Source organism: Citrobacter sp. L55, assembly GCF_002850715.1.
Taxonomy (GTDB): Bacteria; Pseudomonadota; Gammaproteobacteria; order Enterobacterales; family Enterobacteriaceae; genus Citrobacter; species Citrobacter braakii.
The window spans coordinates 1-23,791 of record NZ_KZ559425.1 but is presented as its reverse complement, the minus strand read 5'-3'; the positions used below and the strand labels follow the sequence as shown (position 1 = coordinate 23,791).

Annotated in this window: 22 protein-coding genes and 1 riboswitch; of the genes, 10 read left to right on the top strand and 12 right to left on the bottom strand. The window is 54.4% G+C overall.

Going from position 1 to position 23,791, the window contains the following annotated elements; translation table 11 throughout:
- The first annotated feature begins 49 nt into the window (after nt 1-49).
- Nucleotides 50-4,273 carry a DNA-directed RNA polymerase subunit beta' gene (gene rpoC, locus B9P82_RS26390; protein ID WP_016155301.1) on the top strand — a complete coding sequence of 1,408 codons (4,224 nt, stop codon included), beginning with the start codon at nt 50-52 and terminating at the stop codon, nt 4,271-4,273.
- Between the two features lie 131 nt (nt 4,274-4,404).
- On the opposite strand, the gene B9P82_RS26385 is transcribed toward rpoC, so the two are convergent.
- Both B9P82_RS26385 and B9P82_RS26380 read right to left on the bottom strand, forming a co-directional pair.
- On the bottom strand, nt 4,405-4,722 hold the full coding sequence (locus B9P82_RS26385; protein WP_016155302.1) for a PTS lactose/cellobiose transporter subunit IIA: 318 nt from the start codon (nt 4,720-4,722) through the stop codon (nt 4,405-4,407).
- Nucleotides 4,723-4,726: 4 nt separating this feature from the next.
- Complete coding sequence (locus tag B9P82_RS26380; RefSeq protein WP_016155303.1) at nt 4,727-5,032, bottom strand: PTS sugar transporter subunit IIB; 306 nt, start codon at nt 5,030-5,032, stop codon at nt 4,727-4,729.
- A gap of 1,090 nt (nt 5,033-6,122) precedes the next feature.
- On the opposite strand from B9P82_RS26380, the gene cspA reads away from it, so the two are divergent.
- Entirely contained in the window at nt 6,123-6,335 is a 213-nt protein-coding gene (gene cspA / locus B9P82_RS26375) for a transcription antiterminator/RNA stability regulator CspE (RefSeq protein WP_016155304.1), read from the top strand.
- 120 nt (nt 6,336-6,455) lie between these two features.
- Here cspA and thiH read toward each other — a convergent pair whose 3' ends face one another.
- The 7 genes from thiH to B9P82_RS26340 all read right to left on the bottom strand — a co-directional run bounded on the left by thiH (nt 6,456) and on the right by B9P82_RS26340 (nt 12,567).
- On the bottom strand, nt 6,456-7,589 hold the full coding sequence (gene thiH, locus B9P82_RS26370) for a 2-iminoacetate synthase ThiH (RefSeq protein ID WP_016157943.1): 1,134 nt from the start codon (nt 7,587-7,589) through the stop codon (nt 6,456-6,458).
- Nucleotides 7,586-8,356 carry a thiazole synthase gene (thiG, locus tag B9P82_RS26365; RefSeq protein ID WP_047415991.1) on the bottom strand — a complete coding sequence of 257 codons (771 nt, stop codon included), beginning with the start codon at nt 8,354-8,356 and terminating at the stop codon, nt 7,586-7,588. Before thiG ends, thiH begins: the two co-directional genes overlap by 4 nt.
- Nucleotide 8,357: 1 nt before the next feature.
- Nucleotides 8,358-8,558, bottom strand: coding sequence for a sulfur carrier protein ThiS (gene thiS / locus B9P82_RS26360; RefSeq protein ID WP_016155307.1), 201 nt, complete (start codon nt 8,556-8,558; stop codon nt 8,358-8,360).
- Nucleotides 8,539-9,297 carry a HesA/MoeB/ThiF family protein gene (locus B9P82_RS26355; protein ID WP_101701280.1) on the bottom strand — a complete coding sequence of 253 codons (759 nt, stop codon included), beginning with the start codon at nt 9,295-9,297 and terminating at the stop codon, nt 8,539-8,541. The genes thiS and B9P82_RS26355 overlap by 20 nt, the downstream gene beginning before the upstream one ends.
- Complete coding sequence (gene thiE / locus B9P82_RS26350) at nt 9,290-9,925, bottom strand: thiamine phosphate synthase (protein WP_016157945.1); 636 nt, start codon at nt 9,923-9,925, stop codon at nt 9,290-9,292. Before thiE ends, B9P82_RS26355 begins: the two co-directional genes overlap by 8 nt.
- The gene (thiC, locus tag B9P82_RS26345) at nt 9,925-11,823 is read right to left on the bottom strand and encodes a phosphomethylpyrimidine synthase ThiC (RefSeq protein WP_016155310.1); all 1,899 of its coding nucleotides are present in this window, start codon (nt 11,821-11,823) and stop codon (nt 9,925-9,927) included. Before thiC ends, thiE begins: the two co-directional genes overlap by 1 nt.
- Before the next feature lie 83 nt (nt 11,824-11,906).
- A riboswitch (TPP riboswitch) is annotated at nt 11,907-12,029 on the bottom strand.
- Between the two features lie 49 nt (nt 12,030-12,078).
- Entirely contained in the window at nt 12,079-12,567 is a 489-nt protein-coding gene (locus B9P82_RS26340) for an Rsd/AlgQ family anti-sigma factor (protein ID WP_016155311.1), read from the bottom strand.
- Nucleotides 12,568-12,663: 96 nt separating this feature from the next.
- Here B9P82_RS26340 and nudC point away from each other — a divergent pair, with 96 nt between their 5' ends.
- From nudC to B9P82_RS26310, 6 genes are all read left to right on the top strand, one after another.
- A complete protein-coding gene (gene nudC / locus B9P82_RS26335; protein ID WP_016155312.1) occupies nt 12,664-13,437 on the top strand; it encodes an NAD(+) diphosphatase in 774 nt (257 codons plus the stop codon).
- 43 nt (nt 13,438-13,480) lie between these two features.
- Complete coding sequence (gene hemE / locus B9P82_RS26330; RefSeq protein WP_016155313.1) at nt 13,481-14,545, top strand: uroporphyrinogen decarboxylase; 1,065 nt, start codon at nt 13,481-13,483, stop codon at nt 14,543-14,545.
- A gap of 9 nt (nt 14,546-14,554) precedes the next feature.
- The gene (nfi, locus tag B9P82_RS26325; RefSeq protein ID WP_101701279.1) at nt 14,555-15,235 is read left to right on the top strand and encodes a deoxyribonuclease V; all 681 of its coding nucleotides are present in this window, start codon (nt 14,555-14,557) and stop codon (nt 15,233-15,235) included.
- Nucleotides 15,236-15,268: 33 nt separating this feature from the next.
- Nucleotides 15,269-15,859, top strand: a complete 591-nt coding sequence (locus tag B9P82_RS26320) for a YjaG family protein (protein ID WP_003842015.1) — start codon at nt 15,269-15,271, stop codon at nt 15,857-15,859.
- A 186-nt stretch (nt 15,860-16,045) separates the two neighbouring features.
- Nucleotides 16,046-16,318 (top strand): nucleoid-associated protein HU-alpha, encoded by a 273-nt coding sequence (gene hupA, locus B9P82_RS26315; RefSeq protein WP_001044509.1) that lies wholly within the window; start codon nt 16,046-16,048, stop codon nt 16,316-16,318.
- Between the two features lie 11 nt (nt 16,319-16,329).
- Complete coding sequence (locus tag B9P82_RS26310; RefSeq protein WP_047359007.1) at nt 16,330-17,022, top strand: DUF1481 domain-containing protein; 693 nt, start codon at nt 16,330-16,332, stop codon at nt 17,020-17,022.
- Nucleotides 17,023-17,081: 59 nt separating this feature from the next.
- Here B9P82_RS26310 and zraP read toward each other — a convergent pair whose 3' ends face one another.
- Nucleotides 17,082-17,522: a zinc resistance sensor/chaperone ZraP gene (gene zraP / locus B9P82_RS26305; protein ID WP_101701278.1), complete on the bottom strand. Its 441-nt coding sequence runs from the start codon at nt 17,520-17,522 to the stop codon at nt 17,082-17,084.
- 264 nt (nt 17,523-17,786) lie between these two features.
- Here zraP and zraS point away from each other — a divergent pair, with 264 nt between their 5' ends.
- Both zraS and zraR read left to right on the top strand, forming a co-directional pair.
- Nucleotides 17,787-19,172, top strand: a complete 1,386-nt coding sequence (gene zraS / locus B9P82_RS26300) for a two-component system sensor histidine kinase ZraS (RefSeq protein WP_016157949.1) — start codon at nt 17,787-17,789, stop codon at nt 19,170-19,172.
- 5 nt (nt 19,173-19,177) lie between these two features.
- Nucleotides 19,178-20,503 (top strand): sigma-54-dependent response regulator transcription factor ZraR, encoded by a 1,326-nt coding sequence (zraR, locus tag B9P82_RS26295; RefSeq protein WP_019078473.1) that lies wholly within the window; start codon nt 19,178-19,180, stop codon nt 20,501-20,503.
- Here the strand turns inward: zraR and purD are convergent.
- Nucleotides 20,500-21,789 carry a phosphoribosylamine--glycine ligase gene (gene purD, locus B9P82_RS26290; protein WP_101701277.1) on the bottom strand — a complete coding sequence of 430 codons (1,290 nt, stop codon included), beginning with the start codon at nt 21,787-21,789 and terminating at the stop codon, nt 20,500-20,502. The two genes, zraR and purD, sit on opposite strands and share 4 nt — an antisense overlap.
- A gap of 15 nt (nt 21,790-21,804) precedes the next feature.
- Complete coding sequence (purH, locus tag B9P82_RS26285; RefSeq protein ID WP_101701276.1) at nt 21,805-23,394, bottom strand: bifunctional phosphoribosylaminoimidazolecarboxamide formyltransferase/IMP cyclohydrolase; 1,590 nt, start codon at nt 23,392-23,394, stop codon at nt 21,805-21,807.
- Nucleotides 23,395-23,791 lie beyond the last annotated feature (397 nt).

The following is a 23,791-nucleotide window of genomic DNA, read 5'->3' as shown; positions in this document are numbered from 1 at the left end:
GGCGTAACAGCCAGCGCCAGATTGTGCTAACTCCGACGGGAGCAAATCCGTGAAAGATTTATTAAAGTTTCTGAAAGCGCAGACTAAAACCGAAGAGTTTGATGCGATCAAAATTGCTCTGGCCTCGCCAGACATGATCCGTTCATGGTCTTTCGGTGAAGTTAAGAAGCCGGAAACCATCAACTACCGTACGTTCAAACCTGAACGTGACGGCCTTTTCTGCGCCCGTATCTTTGGGCCGGTAAAAGACTATGAGTGCCTGTGCGGTAAGTACAAGCGCCTGAAACACCGCGGTGTGATCTGTGAGAAGTGCGGCGTTGAAGTGACCCAAACTAAAGTACGCCGTGAGCGTATGGGCCACATCGAGCTGGCGTCTCCGACCGCTCACATCTGGTTCCTGAAATCTCTGCCGTCCCGTATCGGTCTGCTGCTCGATATGCCGCTGCGCGATATCGAACGCGTACTGTACTTCGAATCTTATGTGGTTATCGAAGGCGGTATGACTAACCTGGAACGTCAACAGATCCTGACTGAAGAGCAGTATCTGGACGCGCTGGAAGAGTTCGGTGACGAATTCGACGCGAAGATGGGTGCGGAAGCAATCCAGGCCTTGCTGAAGAGCATGGATCTGGAGCAAGAGTGCGAAACTCTGCGCGAAGAGCTGAACGAAACCAACTCCGAAACCAAGCGTAAGAAGCTGACCAAACGTATCAAACTGCTGGAAGCATTCGTACAGTCTGGCAACAAGCCAGAGTGGATGATCCTGACCGTTCTGCCGGTTCTGCCGCCAGATCTGCGTCCGCTGGTTCCGCTGGATGGTGGTCGTTTCGCAACATCGGATCTGAACGATCTGTATCGTCGCGTGATCAACCGTAACAACCGTCTGAAACGTCTGCTGGATCTGGCTGCGCCGGACATCATCGTACGTAACGAAAAACGTATGCTGCAGGAAGCGGTTGACGCCCTGCTGGATAACGGTCGTCGTGGTCGTGCGATCACCGGTTCTAACAAACGTCCTCTGAAATCTTTGGCCGATATGATCAAAGGTAAACAGGGTCGTTTCCGTCAGAACCTGCTCGGTAAGCGTGTTGACTACTCCGGTCGTTCTGTAATCACCGTAGGTCCATACCTGCGTCTGCATCAGTGCGGTCTGCCGAAGAAAATGGCACTGGAACTGTTCAAACCGTTCATTTACGGCAAGCTGGAACTGCGTGGCCTGGCCACCACCATCAAAGCCGCTAAGAAAATGGTTGAGCGTGAAGAAGCTGTCGTTTGGGATATCCTCGACGAAGTTATCCGCGAACACCCGGTACTGCTGAACCGTGCACCAACCCTGCACCGTCTGGGTATCCAGGCATTTGAACCGGTACTGATCGAAGGTAAAGCTATCCAGCTGCACCCGCTGGTTTGTGCGGCATATAACGCCGACTTCGATGGTGACCAGATGGCTGTTCACGTACCGCTGACGCTGGAAGCCCAGCTCGAAGCGCGTGCGCTGATGATGTCTACCAACAACATCCTGTCTCCGGCGAACGGCGAACCTATCATCGTTCCGTCTCAGGACGTTGTATTGGGTCTGTACTACATGACCCGTGACTGTGTTAACGCCAAAGGCGAAGGCATGGTGCTGACTGGCCCGAAAGAAGCTGAGCGTATCTATCGCGCAGGTCTGGCCTCTCTGCATGCGCGCGTTAAAGTGCGTATCACTGAATACGAAAAAGATGAAAACGGCGAATTCGTTGCGCACACCAGCCTGAAAGACACGACCGTTGGTCGCGCCATTCTGTGGATGATCGTACCGAAAGGTCTGCCTTTCTCCATCGTCAACCAGGCGCTGGGCAAGAAAGCAATCTCCAAAATGCTGAACACCTGTTACCGCATTCTGGGCCTGAAGCCGACCGTTATCTTCGCTGACCAGACAATGTACACCGGCTTTGCTTATGCAGCGCGTTCAGGTGCATCTGTTGGTATTGATGACATGGTCATCCCAGAGAAGAAACACGAGATCATCTCTGAAGCGGAAGCTGAAGTTGCTGAGATCCAGGAGCAGTTCCAGTCTGGTCTGGTAACCGCGGGCGAACGCTATAACAAAGTTATCGATATCTGGGCTGCGGCGAACGATCGTGTATCCAAAGCGATGATGGATAACCTGCAAACCGAAACCGTGATTAACCGTGACGGCGTAGAAGAGCAGCAGGTTTCCTTCAACAGCATCTACATGATGGCCGACTCCGGTGCGCGTGGTTCTGCAGCACAGATTCGTCAGTTGGCCGGTATGCGTGGTCTGATGGCTAAGCCAGATGGCTCCATCATCGAAACGCCAATCACCGCGAACTTCCGTGAAGGTCTGAACGTACTCCAGTACTTCATCTCTACTCACGGTGCTCGTAAAGGTCTGGCGGATACCGCACTGAAAACAGCGAACTCCGGTTATCTGACTCGTCGTCTGGTTGACGTCGCGCAGGACTTGGTTGTTACTGAAGACGATTGCGGCACGCTGGAAGGCATCACCATGACCCCGGTTATCGAGGGTGGTGACGTTAAAGAACCGCTGCGCGATCGCGTTCTGGGTCGTGTGACTGCTGAAGACGTTCTGAAGCCGGGTACGGCGGATATTCTGGTTCCACGCAACACGCTGCTGCACGAACAGTGGTGTGACCTGCTGGAAGAGAACTCCGTTGACTCCGTCAAAGTCCGTTCCGTTGTATCCTGTGACACCGACTTTGGTGTATGTGCGCACTGCTATGGTCGTGACCTGGCGCGTGGCCACATCATCAATAAAGGTGAAGCAATCGGCGTTATCGCGGCACAGTCCATCGGTGAACCGGGTACACAGCTGACGATGCGTACGTTCCACATCGGTGGTGCGGCATCTCGTGCAGCTGCTGAATCCAGCATCCAGGTGAAAAACAAAGGTAGCATCCGTCTGAGCAATGCGAAGTCGGTTGTTAACTCCAGCGGTAAACTGGTTATCACCTCACGTAACACCGAACTGAAACTGATCGACGAATTCGGCCGTACCAAAGAAAGCTATAAAGTGCCTTACGGCTCCGTTATGGCGAAAGGTGATGGCGAACAGGTTGCTGGCGGCGAAACCGTAGCGAACTGGGATCCGCACACCATGCCGGTTATCACCGAAGTGAGTGGTTTCGTCCGCTTCACTGACATGATCGACGGCCAGACCATTACTCGTCAGACCGACGAGCTGACCGGTCTGTCTTCTCTGGTGGTTCTGGATTCTGCAGAGCGTACTGCGGGTGGTAAAGACCTGCGTCCGGCACTGAAAATTGTTGATGCTCAGGGCAACGACGTTCTGATCCCAGGCACCGATATGCCTGCTCAGTACTTCCTGCCGGGTAAAGCGATTGTTCAGCTGGAAGATGGCGTACAGATCAGTTCTGGTGACACCCTGGCGCGTGTACCGCAGGAATCCGGCGGTACCAAGGATATCACCGGTGGTCTGCCGCGCGTTGCGGACCTGTTCGAAGCACGTCGTCCGAAAGAGCCGGCAATCCTGGCTGAAATCAGCGGCATCATTTCCTTCGGTAAAGAAACCAAAGGTAAACGTCGTCTGGTTATCACCCCGGTAGACGGTAGCGAGCCGTACGAAGAGATGATTCCGAAATGGCGTCAGCTCAACGTGTTCGAAGGTGAACGTGTAGAACGTGGTGACGTTGTTTCCGACGGTCCGGAAGCGCCGCACGACATCCTGCGTCTGCGTGGTGTGCATGCTGTAACTCGTTATATCGTTAACGAAGTTCAGGACGTATACCGTCTGCAGGGCGTTAAGATTAACGATAAGCACATCGAAGTTATCGTTCGTCAGATGCTGCGTAAAGCCACCATCGAAAGCGCTGGTAGCTCCGACTTCCTGGAAGGCGAGCAGGTTGAATACTCCCGCGTCAAGATTGCTAACCGCGATCTGGAAGCGAACGGCAAAGTGGGTGCAACATTCTCCCGCGATCTGCTGGGTATCACCAAAGCGTCTCTGGCAACCGAGTCCTTCATCTCTGCAGCATCGTTCCAGGAAACCACGCGTGTCCTGACCGAAGCCGCTGTTGCAGGTAAACGTGATGAACTGCGCGGTCTGAAAGAGAACGTTATCGTGGGTCGTCTGATCCCGGCGGGTACCGGTTATGCGTACCACCAGGATCGTATGCGCCGCCGCGCAGCGGGCGAACTGCCAGCTGCTCCGCAGGTGACTGCTGAAGATGCGTCTGCCAGCCTGGCAGAACTGCTGAACGCAGGCCTGGGTGGTTCTGACAACGATTAATCGTTGCTGACGCTAATAAAAAACCCGCTTCGGCGGGTTTTTTTATGTCGATGGATTTAAGATGTATTATGTTGGCCGGATAAGGCATCAGCTGCCATCCGGCATGATGACGCCAGGCTTACGCCTTCCGATCAGTTTACTGGTGGTAAGCGTCGATACAGTTCAATCATATCGCCTGCCAGATCCTGAATCACCATGGCATTCATCAGGTGGTCCTGCGAATGGACGGTGATGAGATTAACCGGTAGTTTGCCAGTGCCTTCGTCAATTCCGATCAGCTGGGTTTGGATTTTATGCGCTTGTTTAACATACTCGCGTGATTCCATCATCGCGTGTTCTGCCCCGGCGAAATCACCTTTACGCGCCAGTTGCAACGCCGTCAGGGCTTGACTGCGCGCAGCTCCGGCGTTTACCAATAATTCCATGATGATCGTTTCTAACTCTTCCATGCCATCACTCCAGTAGTTTCAGCGCTTTGTCCAGTACCGCATCGCCTTTCATCATGCCGTAATCCATCATATCGATAACGGCGACTTTTTTTCCTAGCGGGTCGGCGAGCGCCTGCAGCTTGGCCTGTTCATACTTAACCTGTGGGCCGAGCAATACGATATCCGCAGTGGCGATATTCTCTTCAAACTCAGCCACCGGGACCGCTTTGATAGTGACGTCGACTCCTTTTTTCTGGGCGGCATCTTTCATCTTTTGCACCAGCATGCTGGTGGACATTCCGGCGGCACAGCATAAAACGATGTTTTTCATAAGCAGTCTCGATCAACATGTGTGGGTTGATAATTATCGCGAGCCAGCCGCAGCAACAACTGCTTTGCAACGATTGTGTGCAAAGCATCACAAAGAAAGTCACTTTTTCTGAAACCGGTTACAAAAAGAGGCTCAACCCTACGATCTGGCCCTGAGTTGGCGATTGTTGACCCATTTATCATATGCAGGAATATATAATCACTGTTAATAAAGACATGTTATAAAAAACAGTATTGACAGCGTTTTTTAAACCCGTATGTTAATACTTAACAGCGGAGAAATTGTAGTTTGCTGTTAACGTAGTAAGTGTTAGTAGAGCTTGATTGGGGGTTGCGATAAAGGCCACGAAGTATTTTTGTATGGGATAGTCGATGCTGAAAACGCTATTTATTCACCTCGGCAATGCTTTCAGGCCACGTAGTTGATATATCTAATCGCAAATAGTTAGTAAAACGCGACGATGTAACGCCATGATTTAATAGTAAATGTTTGCGGTTTCTGTTTTCTGGTTATCGCAAGGGAAATAAGGCAACGCATCAAAGAGTATATGTCGCGAGGGGAAGTGTACTTGTTTAGGTCACCAGCCTTGAGTTCTATTATCAAGCGGGTGGAATGTGTTTAACGGTAAATAGAGGACGGTTTTTAGTTAGTATCAATATCCAATATTATCTGTAGTAAACGTGTACATTTTAAAGTAGTACCATCAGCAGTATTAAATCGTTAAGTTTATTAATGTTAAATTTGAAGTGTGTAGTAACTTAAAGCCCTGACTGCAATGGTCAGGGCTTTTGTTCATTTTAGATCAAGTTGTTACCTGAAATGCTCAACCGCGATGGTGTAACATTTCGGCGCTAATCGATTATTAAATAAATTAATGCTTGCTTATTGATTAGAAGTAAGTCTACTATAGCGACATCGGTTTGATACACAGACCTTATGAAAGCAGTTTTAGTAAAGCAGTTCTCAGTTCAAGCGTTATCCTCAGATACTCTTCTTCATGAGCCTCCTCCCTAAGTGCCCCATAAGTTAATTTCTGCAAAACAGGCCATCTTCGCTGCTTAAGCGGCTCAAAATATGAAAGGAAGTATCTATGTCTAACAAAATGACTGGTTTAGTAAAATGGTTTAACTCTGAGAAAGGCTTCGGCTTTATCACTCCTCAGGACGGTAGCAAGGACGTGTTTGTGCATTTCTCTGCTATCCAGAGTAACGATTTTAAAACATTAGACGAAGGTCAAAAAGTGGAGTTCTCTGTGGAGAATGGCGCTAAAGGCCCGTCTGCTGTTAACGTTGTCGCGCTGTAATCGCCGATAATTTCACTGATGCTTACGATAGCGATGAAGGCCAGAGCCTGAGCAGTTAAGTGACAGTGAAGAAAAAACCCGCGAAAGCGGGTTTTTTCGTTTTATGCGATTGCTCCGGACTTACGGCATCTGCGAAGCGCGTCCCAGATAGCTGTCCCAGTCCTTCCACACGGGCTGTAACCCCTGCGCCATTAGTGCTTCAGCAACGGCTTCTGGGCGACGGGCATCGTGTGGGGAGAACTGTTCCAGTTCAGGATGGTTATCGGCATAACCGCCGGGCTGTGTTTTTGAGAAGGCGCTGACGTTGTTGATCGCCAGTGGGATCACATGATCACGGAACCATGGCGATTCGCGGGTGGAGAGCGACAGCTCAATTTCTGGCGCCAGTAAACGAAACGCGCAAATGGTTTGGACCAACTGTCGCTCGTCCATGATCGATGCGGGTTCAACGCCACCGGTGCATGGGCGCAGGCGAGGGAAGGAGATGGAGTAGCGGCTCTGCCAGTAATGCTGCTGCATCCACAGCAGATGTTCAGCCACCATATAGCAATCGACCCGCCAGCTGTCGGACAAACCAATCAACGCGCCAAGACCGATTTTGTCGATCCCTGCGCGGCCCAGCCTGTCCGGCGTTTCCAGTCGCCAGAAGAAATCCTGCTTTTTCCCCTTCAGATGGTGGCGAGCGTAAATCGCCTCATGATAGCTCTCCTGATACACCATCACGCCATCCAGTCCCAGCGTCTTCAGCTCCGCATATTCAGCCTCTGACAGCGGCTGAACTTCCATCTGCAACGAGGCAAACTGGCGGCGAATGGTGGGCAAATGGCGACGAAAGTAATCCATTCCGACTTTTGCCTGATGTTCACCGGTGACCAACAACAGATGCTCAAAACCCAGCTCACGGATAGCGGTACACTCTCGTTTTATCTCATCTTCGTCCAGCGTTTTGCGTTTGATACGGTTGCTCATGGAAAAGCCGCAGTAGGTGCAGTCGTTGGCGCAAAGATTCGAGAGATACAGCGGAACATAAAAGCTGACCGTGTTGCCGAAGCGCTGCCGGGTCAGGCGCTGCGCTCGCTGTGCCAACGGCTCCAGAAAGTCGGCGGCGGCAGGGGAGAGCAACGCCATCAGATCGTCGCGACTAAGCTGTGAAGCGTTGAGGGCGTGCTCCACGTCAGCGGCGGTTTTACCGTTGATACGCAGGCGGATGTCATCCCAGTCAAGCTGGCGCCAGCGGTCGCTGAACGTTTTCATACGAAGGCCTCCAGGAATCCGGTTAACGGGCTGGTGGCGCTTGCCTGCGAACTTTTGCTTCCTGGTACCGCCTGGCGCGCCAGAAGGCCCGCTTCAACCGCCAGACGGAAGGCGGTAGCCATCGTGACCGGGCAGTCGGCCACGGCGATTGCCGTGTTGACCAGCACTGCGTCGGCACCCATTTCCAGCGCCTGTGTGGCGTGGCTGGGGACGCCAATACCCGCATCAACCACCACCGGTACGGTTGCCTGTTGGATAATAATCTCCAGCATCGCTTTCGTTTCCAGTCCCTGATTAGAACCGATGGGCGCGCCGAGCGGCATTACCGCCGCGCAGCCGACCTCTTCCAGCCGCTTACACAGCACCGGATCCGCGCCGCAGTAGGGCAGCACCACAAAGCCCAGTTTCACCAATGCTTCCGCGGCTTTTAACGTTTCAATCGGATCCGGCAATAGCCAGCGGGCGTCCGGGTGAATTTCTAATTTTAGCCAGTTTGTGCCCAGCGCTTCACGTGCCAACTGGGCGGCGAAAATAGCCTCTTCCGCGGTTTTCGCCCCAGAGGTGTTAGGCAGTAGCGTCACCCCCGCGTCGATAAGTGGGGCCAGAATGGCATCGTTGTGCTGGCGCAAATCCACGCGCTTCATCGCCAGCGTCACCAACTGGCTGCCGGAGGCGCGAATCGCCTCGACCATCAGCTGCGACGAAGCAAATTTTCCGGTGCCGGTGAACAGATGTGAATCAAACGTTTTGTCGGCAATACGTAACATATCAACCCCCTGCAATAACCTGAAAAAGCAGGATCTGGTCGCCTTCCTGCACGATTTGCTGCTCCCACTGCTCGCGCGGCAGGATCTGTTGATTAAGCGCCAGCGCCGCTCCCGGTTTAAGTTGATTTAGCGCAGTGAGCAGCCCGCTGACGGTTTGTCCCTCGGCGCACTGCATCGGCTCATCATTGAACTGAATCTGCATGTTGTCCTCCGCAGACCGGGCAGCCGCTGGCACGACGCAGCGCGAGGCTGCGCCACTGGCTGGTTTTACCGTCGAACAGGCGTAGCTCTCCATTGGGAGTTTCAATGCCGCTGAGTAATTTAATCGCCTCCAGCGCCTGCAAGGTGCCCATCACGCCCACAACCGGGCCGACGATGCCGGCGGTGCGGCAGTTGCGTTCCGGCTCTACATCATCCGGCCACAGGCAACGGTAACAGCCTTGTTCCCACGGTGGCGTCAGTACCATTAGCTGGCCGCCAAAGCCCACAGCGCTGGCGGTGATGAGCGGAGTGTTGAGCATCACGCAGGCGGCGTTAATTTCCTGGCGCGTCGCCATGTTGTCGGTACAGTCGAGCACCACGTCGGCACGCGCTACCGCATGCCGGAGCGCCTCACCGGTCAGCCGCTGCTCAAGGACGACCAGCTCGCTGTCCGGATTAAGGCGTGCCAGATGTCGCTTTGCCGCCTGTGCTTTCGGGCGGGCGATATCATCGGTGGTGAACAATATTTGCCGCTGCAGGTTGCTCAGATGAACGTCATCATCGTCCGCCAACGTCAGCGTGCCGACGCCCGCTCCCGCCAGATACAGTGCCGCAGGCGAGCCGAGCCCACCTAAACCGACGATCAGCACATGGCTATCGAGCAGCTTTTGTTGGCCCTCAATGGCAATGTCGGCGAGCAGGATCTGGCGGCTGTAGCGCATAAAATCGCGGTCATTCATCGCCGGCTCCCGCAATGTCCAGTAGCTGCGCCGTGGCTGCCTGCCAGTCTGCGGCGTGGGTTATGGCGCTGACCACGGCAATACTGCCAACGCCGGTCGCCAGCACCGCTGGGGCGCGCTCAAGGCTGATGCCGCCGATAGCGACAGTGGGGTAATCCGCCAGTCGTTTACTATGGCTTGCCAGCTGCGTGAGACCCTGCGGGGCCGACGGCATCTGCTTGGTTTGCGTCGGGAAGACATGACCCAGCGCGATATAAGAAGGCTTAGCAGCCAGCGCTACGTCTATCTCCATATCATCGTGAGTGGAAACACCCAGGCGTAGCCCCGCCGCCTGAATCGCCTTCAGGTCGGTGGTTTCGAGGTCTTCCTGGCCCAAATGCACGCCGTACGCGTTGTGCTTAATTGCCAGACTCCAGTAATCGTTGATAAACAGGCGAGCGTCATAGCGACGCCCCAACTCTATGGCGGCAATGACGTCGGCTTCGACCTCTTCATCACGTTTATCTTTAATGCGCAGTTGGATCGTGCGCACACCTGCCTGCAGCAAGCGTTCAATCCATTCAACGCTGTCTACCACCGGGTAAAGCCCGAGGCGGAACGGCACGGTCGGGAAATCAGGCTGGTACATCACGCCTCCTCTTTTTTGAGGTAGATTTCGCCGCCTTTGGCGCGGAAGTTCTCCGACATATCCGCCATTCCGATTTCAATGGTTTGTGCGGCGGCGTAGTCGCGGACCTCCTGGCTGATTTTCATCGAGCAGAACTTCGGCCCGCACATGGAGCAGAAGTGGGCAACCTTGCCGGACTCCTGTGGCAGGGTTTCATCGTGATAGGCGCGGGCGGTGAATGGGTCGAGTGCGAGGTTAAACTGGTCTTCCCAGCGGAATTCGAAGCGCGCTTTCGACATGGCGTTATCGCGGATCTGCGCACCCGGATGGCCTTTGGCTAAATCAGCGGCATGGGCGGCAATCTTGTAGGTAATCAGCCCTTGCTTCACGTCTTCTTTGTTCGGCAGGCCAAGGTGCTCTTTTGGCGTGACGTAGCACAGCATCGCACAGCCAAACCAGCCGATCATCGCCGCACCAATGCCGGAGGTGAAGTGGTCATAGCCCGGCGCGATATCTGTCGTCAACGGCCCTAAGGTGTAGAACGGCGCTTCATGGCAGTGCTCCAGCTCTTCGGTCATGTTGCGCTGGATCATATGCATCGGCACATGACCCGGGCCTTCAATCATCACCTGCACGTCGTATTCCCAGGCGATTTTGGTCAGTTCGCCCAGCGTATGCAGCTCGGAGAACTGCGCCTCGTCGTTGGCATCCTGAATCGAGCCTGGACGCAGGCCGTCGCCGAGAGAGAGCGAAACGTCATAGGCGGCACAGATTTCGCAAATCTCGCGGAAATGTTCAAACAGGAAGTTCTCTTTGTGATGAGAGAGACACCATTTCGCCATGATCGAACCGCCGCGCGAGACAATACCTGTCAGGCGTTTGGCGGTCATCGGCACGTAGCGCAGCAGTACACCCGCGTGAATGGTGAAGTAGTCGACGCCCTGTTCGGCTTGTTCGAGCAGCGTGTCGCGGAAGGCTTCCCAGGTGAGATCTTCGGCGATCCCGTTAACCTTCTCCAGCGCCTGGTAGATCGGTACGGTACCGATCGGCACCGGGCTGTTACGCAGGATCCACTCGCGGGTTTCGTGAATATAGCGGCCGGTAGAGAGGTCCATCACCGTATCTGCGCCCCAGCGGGTTGACCACACCAGCTTCTCCACCTCTTCTTCAATGGAGGAGGTTACCGCCGAGTTACCGATGTTGGCGTTCACCTTCACCAGGAAGTTGCGGCCGATGATCATCGGCTCGGATTCCGGGTGGTTGATGTTGGCAGGAATAATCGCGCGGCCCGCAGCGACTTCATCACGCACGAATTCCGGGGTGATGTTTTCCGGCAGGCGAGCGCCAAAGTTCATCCCTGGATGCTGATGGCGCAGCACTTCACTACGAATGCGCTCGCGGCCCATGTTTTCACGGATGGCGATAAATTCCATCTCCGGGGTAACCATCCCCTGACGGGCATAGTGCAACTGGGTAACGCGCTTGCCGGCTTTGGCGCGTTTTGGCGTCAGTAGGCCGCTGAAACGCAGCTCGTCCAGGCCATCGTCGGCCAGACGTTCTTTGGTATAAGCGGAGCTACGGTCGTCTAATTCTTCGCTATCATTACGCGCCGCAATCCACGGCTGGCGCAGTTTCGCCAGACCCTGCTGAACGTTAATCGCCACATCAGGATCGCCGTACGGCCCGGAGGTGTCGTACACCGGCACGGCTTCGTTCTCTTCAAACTGCGGGTTGTCTTTCGTACCACCAATCAGCGTAGGACTTAGCTGGATTTCGCGCATCGGGATGCGAATATCCGCCTGCGAACCGGTGATGTAGATACGTTTTGAGTTAGGAAAGGCGGTACCTTCCAGCGTGTCGATAAAGTGTTGGGCTTGGGCGCGCTGTTCGCGGCGTGATGGTTTAGTAGTGGCAGACATAGCTCATTCCAAATAAAAGTAAGGATATGGCTTGTCAGACGACGGATGAAGCAAGAGAGACGAACGCCAAAGGGCGATACGGTTGTAGATTGACTCTTGTTCCCTTCGCAGGTTTTAACCTGATCAGGTTCCGCGGATCCCGAATTAACGGTCTCAGCCTTTTCCACTCATGCTGCTGTGGAAAATAAGCACTCCGACAAGAAGTAACCTCAAAAAGAGGTAATGAATGTAAATTACGCGTTAATGTCGCAAATCTCAAGCAGGACGTTTGATCATGCCACTCTCGTGCATCGCATCAAAAACCAGCATGATCAGCTTATCTTCCAGCACGAACCGGGCTTCCAGCGCCTCGCCGATATCCGATAAGGCCTGTTGAAATTCAAGGAAGTTATCGTGATCAATGGCGGTCTCCAGACTGGAATCATAGTAGTCCATGATCAGTTGCGTATTGGCTTCCAGGAGCGGCCAAATTTTTGTGGCTTTTAAAAGCTGCCCGTTCCCTTCCAATTTATGGAGAATACGTTCATAAATACTGAAGTGTCCGGTGGAAAGGTAATCGACCAGGCTCTGGCAAAAATCATCCAGCGCCTTTTCATTGAGCCGCATGTACGATTCTTTGCCTGGCTTAATGCCAACCAGATTGTAGTAAGCCACGAGCAGGTGCTTACGTACATGTAGCCAGCGATCAACCAGTTTGTTACTTCCTCCGACGTGCTCCGTCAGGCTTTCCAGCTGGTTTAGCATGATTGACTCCGCAAGATGGTGTTTAGGAACGGCTCACCCGTAAATGTAAAAATAATGTAAACAACATGCCTGTGAAGCAAAGGTTGCGCAAGAGATATGGATCGTATAATTGAAAAATTAGATAGCGGCTGGTGGATTGTCAGTCATGAGCAAAAGTTATGGTTGCCTCATGGCGAACTGCCTTACGGCGACGCAGCAAGTTTTGATCTGACCGGGCAGCGTGCACTTCCTATAGGCGAATGGGAAGGGGAGACGGTCTGGCTGGTGCAGCAGCAGCGTCGGCACGATATGGGGTCTGTGCGCCAGGTCATTGACCAGGATGTTGGCCTGTTTCAACTGGCCGGACGCGGCGTACAACTGGCCGAGTTCTACCGCTCACATAAATTCTGCGGTTACTGCGGTCATCCCATGCACCCGAGTAAAACGGAATGGGCGATGCTGTGTAGCCACTGTCGAGAACGCTACTACCCGCAAATTGCCCCCTGCATTATCGTCGCTATTCGCCGTGACGACGCTATTCTGCTTGCTCAACATGTTCGCCATCGTAACGGCGTGCATACCGTGCTGGCGGGTTTTGTCGAAGTGGGCGAGACCCTCGAGCAGGCGGTGGCACGCGAAGTCATGGAAGAGAGCGGCATTAAGGTGAAAAACCTGCGCTACGTCACTTCTCAGCCGTGGCCGTTCCCACAGTCTTTGATGACCGCATTTATGGCAGAGTATGATAGCGGCGAAATTGTTATTGACCCGAAAGAACTGCTGGAAGCGAACTGGTATCGCTACGACGATTTACCGCTCCTGCCCCCGCCGGGCACCGTCGCGCGTCGATTGATTGAAGATACTGTCGCCCTCTGTCGGGCAGAGTATGAGTGACACACATGTTACACTGGCGTGAAATAGCTCAAGGAATGGAAAAATGACCGAACTGAAGAACGATCGTTATCTGCGTGCGCTGCTGCGCCAACCCGTTGATGTCACTCCGGTATGGATGATGCGCCAGGCGGGCCGCTATCTACCGGAATATAAAGCCACGCGCGCCGAAGCGGGCGATTTTATGGCGCTGTGCAAAAATGCCGAGCTGGCCTGCGAAGTCACGCTGCAGCCGCTGCGTCGCTATAAGCTTGATGCGGCGATCCTCTTTTCGGATATCCTGACGATTCCCGATGCGATGGGACTTGGGCTGTATTTTGAAGCCGGAGAGGGCCCACGCTTTACCTCGCCGATCGCCAGCAAGGCTGACGTCGACAAACTGCCGATCCCGGACCCGGAAGATGGACTGGGTTATGTGATGAATGCGGTGCGCACTATCCGCCGTGAACTGAAAGGCGAAGTGCCGCTGATCGGCTTCTCCGGTAGCCCGTGGACACTGGCGACCTATATGGTCGAAGGCGGCAGTAGTAAGGCCTTCACCGTGATTAAAAAGATGATGTACGCCGATCCAAAGGCGCTGCATCTGCTGCTTGATAAGCTGGCGAAGAGCGTCACTCTGTACCTGAACGCGCAGATCAAAGCGGGCGCGCAGTCGGTAATGATTTTCGACACCTGGGGCGGTGTGCTGACCGGTCGCGACTATCAGCAGTTCTCCCTGTACTACATGCACAAAATCGTCGACGGCCTGATGCGCGAGAACGAAGGTCGTCGCGTACCGGTGACGCTGTTCACTAAAGGCGGTGGTCAGTGGCTGGAAGCGATGGCGGAAACCGGCTGTGATGCGTTAGGTCTGGACTGGACCACTGACATTGCCGATGCGCGTCGTCGTGTAGGTCATAAAGTGGCACTGCAGGGCAATATGGATCCGTCCATGCTGTATGCGCCGCCAGCCCGCATCGAAGAAGAGGTGGCGACGATTCTGGCCGGTTTTGGTCAGGGTGAAGGCCATGTCTTTAACCTGGGCCACGGCATTCATCAGGATGTCCCGCCAGAGCATGCGGGTGTCTTTGTGGAGGCGGTACATCGGTTGTCTGAACAGTACCACCGCTAAGGAGTCATTATGGATCTTGCGTCATTACGCGCACAGCAGCTTGAACTAGCCTCTTCAGTGATCCGCGAGGATCGCCTGAGGAGCGATCCGCCGGATCTGATCGGCGGGGCGGATGTTGGGTTCGAGCAGGGGGGCGAAGTGACGCGAGCCGCGGTGGTCTTACTGAAGTACCCCTCGCTGGAACTGGTTGAATACAAGGTGGCGCGAATCGCCACCACCATGCCCTACATTCCTGGCTTTCTCTCCTTTCGCGAAACACCCGCGCTGATGGCCGCCTGGCAGCAGCTTTCGCACAAGCCTGATCTGCTGTTCGTTGACGGTCACGGGATCTCTCACCCTCGCCGTCTGGGCGTGGCCAGCCATTTTGGCCTGCTGGTGGATGTCCCGACGATTGGCGTGGCGAAAAAACGGTTGTGCGGCAAGTTTGAGCCGCTCGCCGCCGAACCCGGAGCGTTAGCGCCGTTGTTGGATAAAGGCGAACAGCTGGCATGGGTTTGGCGCAGCAAAGCACGCTGTAACCCGCTGTTTATCTCTACGGGTCATCGCGTGAGCCAGGACAGCGCGTTAGCATGGGTACAACGCTGTATGAACGGCTATCGTCTGCCGGAACCAACACGCTGGGCAGATGCGGTGGCATCCGAACGCCCTGCTTTTACGCGGCTTGCAGCAAAAACGCCCCATATCGGGTAAACTGCCGCTAATTTCCGTATTTGAGAACTCATCATGTTACAAAATCCGATTCACCTGCGTCTGGAGAAGCTGGAAAGCTGGCAGCACGTCACGTTTATGGCCTGTCTGTGCGAACGCATGTACCCCAACTACGCCATGTTCTGTAAGCAAACCGAATTTGGCGATGGACAAATTTACCGCCGAATTCTGGATTTGATTTGGGAAGCGCTGACGGTTAAAGACGCGAAAATCAATTTCGATAGCCAGTTGGAAAAATTTGAAGAGGCTATTCCTTCAGCAGACGATTACGATTTGTACGGCGTTTATCCGGCGATTGATGCCTGTGTGGCATTAAGCGAACTGATGCATTCGCGTCTTAGCGGTGAAACGCTGGAACATGCAATTGAGGTTAGTAAGGCTTCGATTACGACGGTTGCGATGCTGGAAATGACCCAGGCTGGTCGCGAAATGACCGATGAAGAGCTCAAAGAGAACCCGGCCGTTGAGCAAGAATGGGATATTCAGTGGGAAATTTTCCGACTTTTAGCCGACTGTGAAGAACGCGATATTGAGCTGATAAAAGGGCTTCGTGCAGACCTGCGCGAGGCTGGCGAGAGCAATATTGGTATAAATTTTCAGCAATGACACCATAAAACGTGATTTAACGCCTGATTTGTCGTGCCTGAAGGCTTCCCATCCGCCCCCGGTCTGGTCTACATTTGGGGGGCGAAAAAAAGTGGCTATCGGTGCGTGTATGCAGGAGAGTGCTTTTCTGGCATTTCCGTCGCACTCGATGCTTAGCAAGCGATAAACACATTGTAAGGATAACTTATGAACAAGACTCAACTGATTGATGTAATTGCAGACAAAGCAGAACTGTCTAAAACACAGGCTAAAGCTGCTCTGGAATCCACTCTGGCTGCTATTACTGAGTCTCTGAAAGAAGGCGATGCTGTACAACTGGTTGGTTTCGGTACCTTCAAAGTGAACCACCGTGCTGAGCGCACTGGCCGCAACCCGCAGACCGGTAAAGAAATCAAAATTGCCGCAGCTAACGTACCGGCATTTGTTTCTGGTAAAGCACTGAAAGACGCGGTTAAGTAATTCGCGTGGCAGTGAACAGTTTTATCGAAGGGGCGGTTTCGCCCCTTTTGTCCATCTGGCGTCATTCGCTTTGGCTTTCAGGTGTGCTGTTACTGTCTGCCTGTAGTCGCCACTCTGAGCTTCCTCCGTTCACGGCTAGCGGCTATGTTGGCGATCAGGGGGCGGTACGCATTTGGCGTAAAGATTCTAGCGACGATGTTCACTTGCTCTCGGTATTTAGTCCGTGGCGTAAAGGCGATACCACCACCAGTGAATACCGCTGGCAGGGTGATTCGCTCTCGCTGATAGAACTCAACACTTACAGTAAACCACCGGAACATGTCCGTATACGCTTCGATGACCGGGGCGAACTGAGTTTCATGCAGCGTGAAGTCGATGGGCAAAAGCAGCAGCTTTCCAGCGATCAAATTGCGCTTTACCGCTATCGTGCCGATCAAATCCGCCAGACCAGCGATGCGTTGCGTCAGGGACGGGTGATATTGCGTCAGGGACGCTGGCATGCGAATAACACAGTCACGACCTGTGAAGGTGAAACACTGAAGCCCGATCTGGAATCGTGGGCGATAAACCACATTGAGCGCCGCCAGAGCCATTCATCTGTAGAAGTGAGTGTGGCATGGCTGGAAGCGCCCGAAGGGTCGCAGCTACTGCTGGTCGCTAATGAAGATTTTTGTCACTGGCAGCCTACTGCCAAAACCTTCTGAAAACCTGATGCCAGGACATCGGGCCAGATAAGGTGAGGCCGTCATCCGGCAAAAACCGTTTACCAGTGGCCCATTCCCATATGGCCGCCGCGATGGTTACCGCCACCGCCGCACCCGCCGTAGCCCATTCCCGCTCCGCGAGGTACGCCTGCCTGGGCCATTGCGACATCGCGTTTAACGCGCTGCTCATCCAGTGACTGATTCAACGCCTCCATCTCCTTTGCCACGGCATTAATTTTTGCTGTGTCTGGCGAGCTGGCTGTTAGCAACGCGTTGTACTCATAACGTTTAGAGGTCAGCTGTTGGCGCAAAGCGCTGGTCTGCGAGTAGTAATCATCATAGATTTTCTGCGCGGTAGCCTGCTGCTCAGTGGTCATTGGCGTACCGCCTCGTTGCTGCATTCCATCACCATATCCCCAGTGATTCTGCGCCAGCGCCGGGGTAGAGCCCAACGCGATAAGAGAGAGTGCAATCAGCGCCAGTTTGTTGTTCCGTTTCATGGGTCGTTCTCCTGTTGGTTAGATTACATTTCCTATTGCATCTTCCGTGCCAAAGCGGCAATCCCGCTCCCGCGGGCGTTGTACTCATGGTCTTTACAGGGCGACGAGTAAAAATGACTCGCCAGAACGCGCCGGCGGGTCATTTTTACCCGCTACTTTCAGCGGTTTGTGTCTGAGGGCAGGGTTATCACTGAGAAAAAATGGCATGATTTCTGCTGTATACCTGCAACGATGAAAGGAACGGGTGGGATAAAGGGAGAGCGTATGCGTCTTTATAAGGACACGGCGGCCAAGTGGTTGAGCCGACTCTTGCTGGCGGCAATCCTGATTTTGGTCGGTTGGTTTTCGATTATGACCATTCGGGACTATGGGCGGGAAAGCGGCGCCGCGCGGCAAACGCTACTGGAAAAAGGCAGCGTGCTCATCCGCGCTCTGGAGTCTGGTACGCGCGTAGGTATGGGGATGCGCATGCATCATGCTCAACAGCAGACGCTGCTGGAGGAAATGGCCGTACAACCAGGCGTGCTATGGTTTGCCGTCGTTGACGATCATGGCGTCATTATTACTCACAGCAATTCCGCGATGGTCGGTAAAACGCTCTATTCACCGGATGTCCTGCGGCAACTAAGCCCCGGGGAACAAGAAAGCTGGCGGAATATTGACATGCCTACGGGGGACGGTGAAAAAACACCGGTCCTGGAAATTTATCGTCAGTTTCAGCCGATGTATGGTCCAGGACGTCATGGCATGGCGCGCTGTGCCAGCAATGACGGACAGCTTATCCCCCCCGCACAAACCATATTTATCGCTTTTGATGCCAGCGATCTGGCTGCGACTCAGGCAAGAGAGTGGCGTAACACCCTGATCGTCCTGTCTGCGCTGGCGGCCGTGCTGCTGGCCACTGTGCTGACGTTCTTCTGGTATCAACGCTATCAGCGCTCGTACAAAGAACTGCAGGATGCGATGAAGCGTAAAGAAAAACTGATGGCGCTCGGACATCTGGCGGCCGGGGTCGCGCATGAGATTCGAAACCCGCTTTCATCGATCAAGGGTTTAGCGAAGTATTTTGCTGAACGAACTCCGCCTGGTGGTGAGTCGCATGAGCTGGCGCAGGTGATGGCGAAAGAGGCGGACCGTTTAAATCGGGTGGTGAGCGAGCTGCTGGAGCTGGTGAAACCTGCGCATCTGACGCTGCAACAGGTGGATCTCAATGAGGTCATCACCCACTCATTAAACCTGGTGAGTCAGGATGCGGCAAGCCGGGAAATCCAGCTACGTTTATCGGCCAGTTCCACGCTGCCCGCTATTCAGGCCGATCCCGACCGACTGACTCAGGTTCTGTTGAATCTGTATCTGAACGCCATTCATGCGATTGGTCGTCAGGGCACGATTACGGTTGAAGCGAGTGAAAGCAGCGGCGATCGCGTTAAAATCATGGTTATTGATAGCGGGAAAGGGATTGCCGCGGAACAGCTGGAGGCCATTTTTACGCCTTACTTCACGACTAAAGCGGATGGAACCGGCCTTGGGCTGGCGGTAGTGCAGAACATAATTGAACAGCACGGTGGTACCATTCATGTGGCAAGCGTTGAGGGCAAAGGCGCAACCTTTACCCTCTGGCTGCCGACCAACGCGAAACAACAGGATTAACAAGGATGACGCGCGGAAAAATCAATATTCTGGTGGTAGATGACGATATCAGCCACTGCACCATTTTACAGGCGCTGCTGCGCGGCTGGGGCTATGAGGTCGCGCTGGCCTATAGCGGGCAAGCGGCACTGGAACAGGTGCGTGAACGCGTATTTGATTTAGTGCTGTGCGATGTGCGTATGGCGGAGATGGACGGCATCGCAACGCTGAAAGAGATTAAAGCGCTGAATTCGGCGATTCCGGTATTGATCATGACGGCGTTCTCCAGCGTGGAGACCGCCGTTGAGGCGCTGAAAACCGGGGCGCTGGACTACTTAATCAAGCCGCTGGATTTTGATCGCCTGCAGGAGACGCTGGAAAAGGCGCTGGCGCATACGCGGGAAACGGGCGCTGAACTGCCGTCGGGGTCGGCTGCGCAGTTTGGCATGATTGGCAGCAGTCCGGCGATGCAGCAGTTGATCAATGAAATCGCGATGGTTGCGCCCTCGGATGCAACGGTGCTCATTCACGGAGACTCCGGTACGGGGAAAGAGCTGGTGGCCCGGGCGCTGCATGCCAGCAGTGCCCGCCGTGATAAACCGCTGGTGACGCTGAACTGTGCATCGCTTAATGAATCGCTGCTGGAGTCTGAACTTTTTGGACATGAGAAAGGCGCGTTTACCGGTGCGGATAAGCGGCGGGAAGGGCGCTTTGTGGAAGCCGAAGGTGGCACGTTATTTCTTGATGAAATTGGCGATATCTCACCGCTAATGCAGGTGCGTCTGCTGCGGGCAATCCAGGAGCGAGAAGTGCAACGGGTTGGCAGCAACCAGACTATTGCGGTTGATGTCCGGCTGATCGCTGCCACACATCGCGATCTGGCGGAGGAAGTTAACGCCGGACACTTTCGTCAGGATCTCTACTATCGCCTGAACGTCATCACTATTGAAATGCCAGCGCTGTGCCAGCGTCGGGAAGATATTCCGCTGCTGGCCGAACATTTTCTCCAGCGTTTTGCCACACGTAATCGAAAAGCGGTGAAAGGCTTTACTCCGCAGGCGATGGATCTGCTGATCCACTATGACTGGCCGGGCAATATCCGTGAGCTGGAAAATGCGATTGAGCGTTCGGTGGTGCTGCTAACGGGGGAATATATTTCCGAACGCGAGCTGCCGATGGCGATTGCCGCGACACCGATAAAAACGGAATACAGTGGCGAGATCCAACCGCTGGTGGATGTCGAAAAAGAAGTGATTCTGGCGGCGCTGGAAAAAACGGGCGGCAATAAAACCGAAGCCGCCCGTCAGTTAGGTATTACGCGCAAAACGCTGCTGGCTAAGCTCAGCCGTTAGTTTTGCTCACGTTCGATGGCGCGCCAGCCGATGTCGTTACGGCTGAAGCTGCCGTCCCAACGGATGTCGGTCATCAGGGCGTAGGCACGCTGCTGCGCCTCGGCAACGGTGTTGCCCAGCGCGGTGGCGCACAGGACGCGACCGCCGTTGGTCAGCACGCGATCGTCAGCAGACAGTTTGGTGCCCGCGTGGAACACTTTACCGTCAGCGACGTCTTCCAGCGGCAGGCCGTGGATCTCATCGCCAGTATTGTAGTTGCCCGGATAACCGCCCGCGGCAATCACTACGCCCAAAGAGGCGCGTTCGTCCCACTCAGAGGTTTTCTCATCCAGCTTGCCGTCACAGGCGGCAAGGCACAGCTCCACCAGATCCGATTTCATACGCAGCATAATCGGCTGGGTTTCCGGATCGCCGAAGCGGCAGTTGAACTCGATAACCTTCGGGTTGCCCTGTTTGTCGATCATCAGACCCGCGTACAGGAAACCGGTGTAAGTGTTCCCTTCCGCCGCCATGCCTTTTACGGTTGGCCAGATGATGCGTTCCATGGTGCGCTGATGAACGTCATCAGTCACCACCGGTGCAGGTGAGTAAGCGCCCATACCGCCGGTATTCGGACCGGTATCGCCGTTGCCCACGCGTTTGTGGTCCTGGCTGGTGGCCATTGGCAGCACGTGCTCGCCGTCAACCATCACGATAAAGCTCGCTTCTTCACCGTCGAGGAACTCTTCGATAACGATACGGTGGCCCGCATCGCCAAAAGCGTTACCTGCCAGCATGTCATGAACAGCGGCTTCGGCTTCCTCCAGCGTCATCGCGACGATAACGCCTTTACCGGCGGCCAGGCCGTCGGCCTTGATAACGATCGGCGCGCCTTTCTCACGCAGATAGGCCAGCGCAGGCTCAATCTCGGTGAAGTTCTGATACTCCGCCGTTGGAATGTTATGACGGGCAAGGAAATCTTTGGTGAAGGCTTTGGAGCCTTCCAACTGCGCTGCACCTTCGGTTGGGCCGAAGATTTTCAGACCGGCGGCGCGAAACGCATCGACCACGCCAATTACCAGAGGCGCTTCCGGGCCAACGATGGTCAGATCGATCTTCTCATTCTGGGCAAAGCTCAGCAGCGCCGGAATATCGGTCACGCCGATTGCCACGTTTTGCAGCGCAGGTTCCAGCGCGGTGCCCGCGTTGCCTGGTGCGACAAATACCGTTTCGACTTTTGGCGACTGCGCCGCTTTCCAGGCCAGCGCGTGTTCGCGCCCGCCGTTGCCAATCACTAATACTTTCATCGTCTGCTCCGTGGATTAATGGCGGAAGTGGCGCATGTCGGTGAACACCATCGCTATGCCGTGCTCGTCGGCGGCAGCAATGACTTCATCATCACGGATAGAACCGCCCGGCTGGATCACGCAGGTCACACCGGCGGCGGCGGCGGCATCAATCCCATCGCGGAACGGGAAGAAGGCGTCGGATGCCATAGAGGAACCTTGAACTTCCAGACCTTCGTCGGCGGCTTTAATCCCGGCGATTTTTGCGGAATATACGCGGCTCATCTGACCTGCGCCTATACCGATAGTCATGTTCTCTTTGGCGTAAACAATGGCGTTGGATTTTACAAATTTAGCCACTTTCCAGCAGAACAGCGCATCGCGCAGTTCCTGTTCGGTCGGCTGACGTTTGGAAACTACGCGCAGTTCACCTTCGCTCACCATACCCAGGTCACGATCCTGAACCAGCAGACCGCCGTTAACGCGTTTGAAGTCCAGGCCCGGCACACGTTGTGCCCACTGACCGCAGGTCAGCACGCGGACGTTCTGTTTGGCGGCGGTGATTTTCAGTGCGTCTTCGGTTGCGGATGGCGCGATGATCACTTCCACGAACTGACGGGAAATGATGGCTTGAGCAGTTTCGGCATCCAGTTCGCGGTTGAAGGCGATGATGCCGCCGAACGCGGAGGTCGGGTCGGTTTTATAGGCGCGGTCGTAAGCATCGAGAATAGAGGTACTGACTGCCACGCCGCACGGGTTAGCGTGTTTGACGATCACACAGGCTGGCTCGTTGAATTCTTTTACGCACTCTAGCGCCGCATCGGTATCGGCGATGTTGTTGTAGGAAAGTGCTTTGCCCTGTACCTGCTGTGCGGTGGCAACGGACGCTTCTTTAACATTCTCTTCTATATAGAAGGCAGCCTGTTGGTGGCTGTTCTCGCCGTAGCGCATATCCTGCTTCTTAATGAAATTCAGGTTCAGTGTACGTGGAAAGCGACCGGCGGCTTCTTTGCTTTCGCCGTGGTAGGCCGGAACCATGCTACCGAAGTAGTTGGCGATCATGCTGTCGTAAGCGGCGGTGTGTTCGAAGGCTTTAATCGCGAGGTCGAAACGCGTGTCGAGGGTCAGAGAACCGTCGTTGGCATCCATCTCTTTAATAATGGCGGCGTAGTCGCTGCTCTTCACAACGATAGCCACATCTTTATGGTTTTTGGCAGCGGAACGCACCATCGTCGGGCCGCCGATATCAATGTTTTCTACCGCATCTTCCAGCGAGCAGCCTTCACGGGCAACGGTCTCGGCGAACGGGTACAGGTTAACAACCACCATGTCGATAGGTGCGATGCCGTGCTGTTCCATAATCCTGTCGTCCTGACCGCGACGACCAAGAATGCCGCCGTGGACTTTCGGATGCAGGGTCTTTACGCGTCCATCCATCATTTCCGGGAAGCCGGTGTAATCGGAAACTTCGGTCACTGGCAGACCTTTCTCAGCTAACAGGCGCGCAGTGCCACCTGTAGACAGCAGCTCCACACCGCGTGCGGAAAGTGCCTGAGCGAATTCGATGATACCGGCCTTGTCAGAAACACTGAGCAGAGCGCGGCGGACTGGACGACGTTGTTGCATGGTAAATCCCCTGGATTTGACTATTACAGAGAGCGTTAGGTGAATTCTTGGCTAAAAACTCAGCTAACACCCCTTACGGGGCATCCTTGTTGTGCGGGGGCATTGTAACGAAAACGTTTGCGCAACGCTCGCGAATTTTTAATTTTCGATTTTGACCTCTTCTTTTTCCGTTGAAGGATGCTCATATAAACAGAGAAGTGCACAAACGATCGCGTGGTTTGTGGATAACTCTGTGTGTAAATGGGTATAAGGCGGGGTTTTGCTGTGGAATGCAGCGGTCAGTCATTTTTCTGCAATTTAAGGGTTGCGGGCCGCAGGAAACTCCCTATAATGCGCCTCCATCGACACGGCGGATGTGAATCACTTCACACAAACAGCCGGTTCGGTTGAAGAGAAA